Raw genomic sequence first — 7123 nt, forward strand, 5'->3', positions numbered from 1 at the left:
GCGGCTCAGCCCCGCGCCAGCGCCGCCGCGGCCGAGGCGATCGGGCCGGCGTAGTCGCCGGCGACCGTCTGACGATGCAGGCACACCGTCGGATACCACGGCGTGTCGGTCCGCTCTTCCAACCAACGCCAGTCGGGCACACGCTTCAGCAGCACCTCGGTCGGGCGGCCGAGGGCGGCGGCGAGGTGGGCGAGCGCGGTGTCGATGGTCACCACCCGGTCGCAGGCCATGAAGACGGCGGCGGTGTCGAGGAAGGCGTCGCGGCCGGCGTCGAAGTCGGGGCCGGGGTGTTCGATCATCAGATCGCCGGTGTCGGCGACCCGCCAGCCGCTCGCCACGTCGGCGACCTCCAACTCGTCGCGCGCCAGTTTCTGCACCGCCATCAGCCGCCGCCGCGGGGCGGCGAGCGGCGCCAGACGGTCGGCACGATCGAGGCTACGGCCGCGATCGGCCGGCGACGCCGGATTGCCGCGCCACGCCACCGCCACCACCTCTTCGGCTCCGCCGAGGCGCAGGCGCTCGGACCACGTCGCCACCCGCTGCGGATCGGCGGTGAGCGAGGCGGCCGGCGCGGGAACCGAGCCCGGGGTGAGGCCGAGGCGGTGGGGCAGGCCCATCAGCGGCGTCTGACAGGCGAAGGCGGCGGGATCGACCCGGTCGGTCACCTCGTCGGCGCCGGCGATGCCGGTGAGGAGGCGAACCAGCACGGTCGGCGCTTCCAGCGTGATGCGGGCGCCGAGAGAGGCGGCGAGCGGCAAGAGCCGTGCGAACTGCAACGTGTCGCCGAGGCCCTGCTCGGCATGGACCAGCAACCGACGTCCGTCGAGCGGCCGGCCGTCCCAGTCGGGGATGTCGCCGTGGCGGGCCGGCGAGGCGAAGTCCTCGGTCCGCCAGCGCCATTCGTAGTCGCGGAAACCGGCGACCCAGTCGCCGGCGCGCAGCAGGGCGAGGGCGAGGTTGTAGCGGCCTTCGGCGAGATCGGGGTGGCGGCGCACCACTTCGCGCAATTCGGCGATCCCGTCATCGGCGCGGCCGAGTTCGCCGAGGAGGTTGCCGAGGTTGAGACGCGCCATGCGATGATCGGGGTCGATGGCGAGCGCCGCGCGATAAGCGGCCTCGGCGTCGGTCGTGTCGGCGAGTCGGCCGAGGGCGACGCCGAGATTGGCGGCGGCATCGGCGTGACCGGGGGCGAGCATCAGGGCGGCGCGGAAGGCGTCCGCCGCCGCTTCGGGATCGCCGATGGCGGAAAGGGCGTTGCCGAGGTTGTAGCGGATGTCGGCGCGGGCCGGTGCGGCGGCGGCGGCGCGGCGGGCGAGCGCGACGGCGGCCGCGCCGTCGCCCTTGGCGCGCGTGGCGGAGGCGGCGAGGTTGAGGGCGTCGGGATGATCGGGGCGGACGGCGAGGACGCGGGCGTAGCCGACGAGCGCCTCGGTGAGACGGCCGGCGCGATGGTCGCGATAGGCCTCGGCGAGGACGGCGGCGATCTCGGCCTCGGTCATGACCGGCTCGCTCGGCGGCGCGGGGCGCCCGATGAGGCGCCCCGGTCGCGCAACTCGACGAGGCGCGCGGCGACGGCGGCGGCGGGACCGGACCAATCACCGGTCGTCGTCTGGCGGAAGAGCTCGAGGGACGGATACCACGGGCTGTCGGTGCGCGCCTCGAGCCAGCGCCAGTCGGCGGCCTTCTTGAGGAGCAGCAGCGTCGGCCGGCCGAGGGCGCCCGCGAGATGCGCGGCGGCGGTGTCGGAGGTGACGATCACGTCGAGGACCGTCATCGCCGCGGCGGTGTCGAGGAAGCCCTCCGGGCCGGCGTCGAACGCGTCGCCCGGCCGCTCGATGCGCTCGGCGAAGGGGCTCGTCGCCATTTGGTCGAGCCCGTGCTCCTTCTGCAGTGCCAGGATGCGCACGCCATCGAGCGCGAGGACGGGCGCGAGAGCGGCGAGCGACGGCGACCGGCCCTTGTCGGCGCGGGCCGACGGGTTGCCCTGCCAGATCAGGCCGACGCGCAGCCGTCCGTCGCCGGCGAGGCGGGCGCGCCACGCCTCGAGGCGCGACGGGTCGGCGGCGAGATAGGGGACCGTGCCGGGCAGATCCGCCTGATCGAGGCCGAGGACGCGCGGCAGATCGAGCATCGGCAGCTGCAGGTCGTGGACGGGAAGCGCCGCGCCGGCTTCGACGAGGTCGATCCGCGTGCCTTCGGGCAGGATCAGGCGCGACAGCAGGCCGTGCAGCACGCGGCGCGCCTCGACCACGACGCGGCCGCCGCGGGTGGCGACGAGGGCGAGGAAGCGGGCGAACTGGATCTGGTCGCCGAGGCCCTGTTCGCCGTGGACGAGCACGGCGCGGCCGGCGAGATCGGCGCCGTCCCATTCGGGGGCGTCGTGGCCGTGCGGCTTCATCTCGGCGCTCTTCCAACGCCAGCGATAGGCGGTGAGCCCGTCGGCGAGGCGGCCGGCCTGGAGCAGCGCGTGGGCGCGATCGAGATGGACCTCGGCGTCGTCGGGGGCGAGGGCCGCGGCGCGCTCCAGCACGTCCACCGCGTCGGCCGCCCGACCGACGTCGCGCAGGGCGTTGCCGAGGCCGCGCAGGAGTTTGGGCGAGGCGGGGTCGAGAGCGAGGCCGCGCTCGAAGGCGGCGATCGCCTCGGCCGGGCGGTCGAGATCGCGCCGCACGTTGCCGAGGCCGATGGCCGCCTCGACCGACGGGGCCTTCGCCATCACCGCGGCGAGAAGGGCCTCCGCCGACTGCGGCCGGCCGAGATGGCGCAGCACCACGGCGCGGTTGGTGTCGAGCTCCGGCGTGTCGAGGCCGGCGCGGCGGGCGCGTTCGAAGAAGAGGTGGGCGCGCGGGTAGCGTCCGTCCTGGAGGGCGAGTACGCCGGTCATGTGCAGCGTTTCCGCGTGGGTGCCGTCGCGCACCAGCACTTCGGCATAGGCGCGGCGGGCCTCGGCGCGACGACCGGCGACATGGGCGGCGAGCCCGGCGCGGAAGAGCGCCTCGGCCGGCGGATCGGCGACCGGGGCGGCCGGGGGCACGGTGCGGTCGAAGAGGCGGGAACGGTCGCCGGCGACGAGGCGGGCGACTTCGCCCGCGAGGCGTTCCACCACCGGCGCCCAACGGTCCTCGCCGGGGCGCAGGCCGCGGGCCTGCCGGAACAGGCGGGCGGTCGGATACCACGGGCTGTCGCCGCGATCCTCGCCGAGCCAGCGCCATTCGGGCAGCGCCTTGAGCAGGATCCACACCGGTCGACCGAGGGCGCCGGCGAGATGGGCGGCGGCGGTGTCGGTGGAGATGACGAGATCGAGGTTGGCCATCACCGCGGCGGTGTCGACGAAGGCGTCGGGGCCGCCGTCGAACTCGTCGCCCAGGGTCTCGACGGTCATGTCGGGCGCCACCGCCTCGACCTGCTCGCTGCCCGGCCCCTTCTGCAGGGCGATCAGACGGACGCCGGGGATGCGCGCCAGCGGCGCCAGGGCGGCGAGGGCGACGGAGCGGCCGCGGTCGACCATCGGGTCGGGATTGCCCTGCCAGACGAGGCCGATGCGGAAGCCGTCGCGGCGCGAGAGATGCCGCGCCCAGCGGGTCACCCGGTCGGGCTCGGCGGCGAGATAGGGCACGTCGCCGGGGATGGTCTCGACCCGGGTTCCGGTGAGGAGCGGCAGGCTCATCATCTGGGCGACGGCGTCGACCGCCGGCAGGCTCTCGCCTTCCGAGACGACCCCGTCGACGCCCGCAGCGGTCGAAAGCAGCACCTTCAGCCGCTTGCGGCAACCGACGTGGACCGACACCGCGCCGCGCGCCTTCAGTACGGCAGCGTAGCGGACGAACTGCAACGCGTCGCCGAAACCCTGTTCGGCGAGGATCAGCAGCCGCTTGCCGGCCGGATCGCCGCCCGTCCAGGGCGGCAGCTTGGTCGGGCGGCCATCGAGGCCGAGACGGGCGCTCTTCAGGCGGAACTCGTAGTCCGGCAGGCCGGCGGCGTAATCGCCTTCGGCGAGCAGGGTCATGCCGTGGGCCATGCGGGCATCGGCGTGATCGGGGCGGAGCGCGATGGCGCGGGCGAAGCCGGCGCGCGCCTCCTCGGGGCGCTCGCGCTCGCCGGCGGCGATGCCGAGGTTCGACCAGGCGTCGGCATGGTTCGGGTCGGCGGCGACGGCGGCGCGGGCGAACCACAGGGCGAGGCCGGTCTCGCCGTGGTTGCGTTCGTGGACGCCGAGGTTGGAGAGCGCGTCGGCCTCGTCGGGGGCGAGCGCCACCGCATCCTCCCAGGCACGGGCGGCGCCGTCGGCATCGCCGGCCTCGGAGAGGATGCGCCCGAGCGAGACGCGGTGACGCGCCTCGTTCGGTGCGGCGGCGACGGCACGACGGCCGACCTCGGTCGCGAGGTCGAACAGACCGGCGGCGCGCAGGGCTTCGGCGGCGACCGCGAGGACGCCGGCGTCGGCGGGAAACCGGGCGGCCATCGCCTCGGCGCGGCGGGCCGCCTCTTCGGTGCGACCGCGGCCGAGGTCGACGTTGATGCGGTTGAGGCCGGCGGCGCGGTGGCCCGGCGCGAGCATCAGGGCGCGGTCGAGGGCGACGGCCGCATCGTCGAGGGCGCCGCGGCGCTTGGCGACGACGGCGAGATTGGCGAGGAGGTCGGGGTCGCCGCCGTCGAGGGCGACCGAATGCGCGGCGAAGGTCGAGGCCGATGCCAGCGCCTCGGGATCGGCGGGCGCCACGGCCATTCCCGCCATCGCGAGGTAGTTGAGGAGGCGGGCGTCGCGCGGCCGTGCCGGTGCGGCGCGGGTGAACCGAGCGACCGCCTCGGCCGGGGCGCCGCGGCCATAGGCGGCGACGCCCTCGTCGAACAACGCCGCGGCCTCGCTGCCGTCCGGACCGGAGCCGGCGAAGAGGCGGACCAACCGCTCGAGGTCGCGCGCCACCTCCCGCATCGGGTCGGACCAGTCGCGATCGCGGCGCTGGCGGAAGATGCGCATCGACGGGTACCAGGGCGAGAGCGAGCCCGAAAGCCCCCAGCGCCATTCCGGCACGCGCTTGAGGACGAGCCAGACCGGCCGACCGAGGGCGGCGGCGACATGGGCCATGGCGGTGTCGGAGGTGATCACCAGATCGAGCGAGGCGATCACCGCGGCGCTGTCGAGGAAGGCGCCACCCGAGGCGTCGAAGTCGTCGCCGAGATCGGTGAGCGTCATGCCGTCGGGCGGCGTCTGCTCGCGGCCGAAGCCCTTCTGCAGCGAGACGAAGCGGACGCCCGCGACCGCGGCGAGGGGGGCGAAGGCGGCGAGCGGGATCGACCGGCCCTTCTCGACCGGCGCCTTGGGATTGCCCTGCCAGGTGAGGCCGACGCGGAAGGCCCCTCCCGCGAGCGCCGGATGGGCGCGCCAACGCGCCACCCGCTCGGGCTCGGCGACGAGCCAGGGGGCGGAAGCGGGCACCGTGTCGCGCCGCAGGCCGAGGATGCCGGCGAGCGACACCAAGGGCGTCCAGGCGACATGCGGCGGGACCGGCGCGCCCTCGGGGATCACGGTGACGCGTCCGTCCGATCCGGCGAAGATCGGCGAGGTGGCGAGGAGCGCGTGGAGCGCCGGTTGGCAGACCAGGACCACCCGACCGACGCGGTCGGCGATCTCGGGGATCAGGCGGACGAAATGCAGCGTATCGCCGAGACCCTGTTCATGGTGGACGACGAGGGTGCCGCCGGGTAGCGGCGCGCCGTCCCACTTGGGGGCGTCGACCGCCGGCGGCCGGGCGAAGGGACGGGTCGCCTCCAGCCGGTATTCGTAGCGTGGCCAGGCCTCCGCCCACTCGCCGGCTAGGAGACGGGCGCAGCCGATGTTGTAGCCGAGCTCGGCCCAGTCTTCGGGTGCGACGTCGAAGCCGCGCCACACCTCCAGCGCCGCGGCGACGTCGCCCTGCGCGCGCAGCGCCACGCCGAGATTGAGGCGGGCGCCGCGATGGCCGGGCTCCAGTGACAGGGCCCGGCGATAGGCGGCGGCGGCCTCGGCGTCGCGCATCTGCGCCTGGAGGGCGACGCCGAGATTGTAATGGGCGTCGACGTGATCCGGATCGACGCGCGCGGCGCGGCGGAAATACGTCTCGGCGGCGGTCTCGTCCTCGGCGAGGAGGCGCAGATGGCCGGCCTGCGAGAGGACGATCGGGTCTTCGGGCGGGCGGGCGAGCGCTTCGGCGACCACCTCGGCCGCCTCGTCGAGGCGACGGGCCTCGATCAGCGCCCGCACCAGATTGGTGCGCACCCCGGGCTTGTCGGGAGCGAGCGCCACGGCGCGGCGGCCGGCGTCGATCGCCTCGTCGAGGCGGGCGAGGGCGACGAGCGGCAGGACGATGTTCTGCCAACCGGGGGCGAAATCGGGTCGAGCGGCGAGGACTTCGCGGATCGTCGCGACCGCGGTCTCGTCGTCGCCGCGCTGATGGAGAACGACGCCGAGGAGGTGACGGACCTCGAGATCTCCCGGATCCACGTCGAGAAGGCGGCGCCAGATCGTTTCGGCCGCCGCGAAGTCGCCCGCCGTCTGGAGGCGTCGTCCCTCGGCGAGAGCGTCATCGCGGGCAGAACCGGCAGCCATCGTGTCGCGTACACTCCCGCAAGCAGCGGCGCCCCGGCCGATCGGATCAGTAGGGCTTGTAGGATTTCTCCTCGAGGATCGCCGATCCGAGGGCGAGATTGATCTCGCGCTTCAGCTCCGCCCGCCGATCGTTGGTGCGGTAGACCGACCGCGCCAGTTCGACGAACTTCGCGCCGAAATCGCCGTCGCGCTCGCAGTCGCGGATGTCGTCCTCGATCTGCCACAGGGTCTCGTTGACGCCCTTGAGGGCGGCGTGGAGGCGCGCCACTTCCGGGTCGCGCTCGACGTCGCCGAGACGCTCGCGCAGCAGGCGCAGTTCGGTCGAGACATTGGCGAGTTTCGCCGGGTCGGCGATGCGCTCCGACTTGATCTCCAGAATGGTGATCTTGTCGACGAGTTCGCCCCAGGCGACCGGCACTTCGATCATGATCTTCCGACCCCGTCACAGACGCCCAAATCGGCATCGGACCGGTCGATCGAACCGAAAACGGGGCGCCGCCTGCGCGGTGCCCCGTCCGGTCCGGTCGTCGAGACCGA

Annotated in this window: 3 protein-coding genes; all 3 read right to left on the bottom strand. The window is 74.3% G+C overall.

The annotated features are described in order from the left end of the window. Window positions 1-5 precede the first annotated feature (5 nt). Genes V7Q42_RS01565 through V7Q42_RS01575 form a run of 3 tightly spaced genes read right to left on the bottom strand, consistent with a single transcriptional unit; the run spans window position 6 to window position 7013 of the window. Window positions 6-1499 carry a tetratricopeptide repeat protein gene (locus V7Q42_RS01565; RefSeq protein ID WP_333821928.1) on the bottom strand — a complete coding sequence of 498 codons (1494 nt, stop codon included), beginning with the start codon at window positions 1497-1499 and terminating at the stop codon, window positions 6-8. Beyond that, entirely contained in the window at window positions 1496-6586 is a 5091-nt protein-coding gene (locus V7Q42_RS01570; protein WP_333821929.1) for a tetratricopeptide repeat protein, read from the bottom strand. Before V7Q42_RS01570 ends, V7Q42_RS01565 begins: the two co-directional genes overlap by 4 nt. A gap of 46 nt (window positions 6587-6632) precedes the next feature. Beyond that, window positions 6633-7013: a DUF6165 family protein gene (locus V7Q42_RS01575; protein WP_333821930.1), complete on the bottom strand. Its 381-nt coding sequence runs from the start codon at window positions 7011-7013 to the stop codon at window positions 6633-6635. Window positions 7014-7123: the final 110 nt, after the last annotated feature.

It is taken from the genome of Pinisolibacter sp. (assembly GCF_036782435.1).
Classification (GTDB): domain Bacteria; phylum Pseudomonadota; class Alphaproteobacteria; order Rhizobiales; family Ancalomicrobiaceae; genus CALBKH01.

Bases quoted from the DNA above. Each gene is read 5' to 3' on its own strand.
- V7Q42_RS01565 (WP_333821928.1), bottom strand. From the start codon at position 1,499: ATGACCGAGGCCGAGATCGCCGCCGTCCTCGCCGAGGCCTATCGCGAC.
- V7Q42_RS01570 (WP_333821929.1), bottom strand. From the start codon at position 6,586: ATGGCTGCCGGTTCTGCCCGCGATGACGCTCTCGCCGAGGGACGACGC.
- V7Q42_RS01575 (WP_333821930.1), bottom strand. From the start codon at position 7,013: ATGATCGAAGTGCCGGTCGCCTGGGGCGAACTCGTCGACAAGATCACC.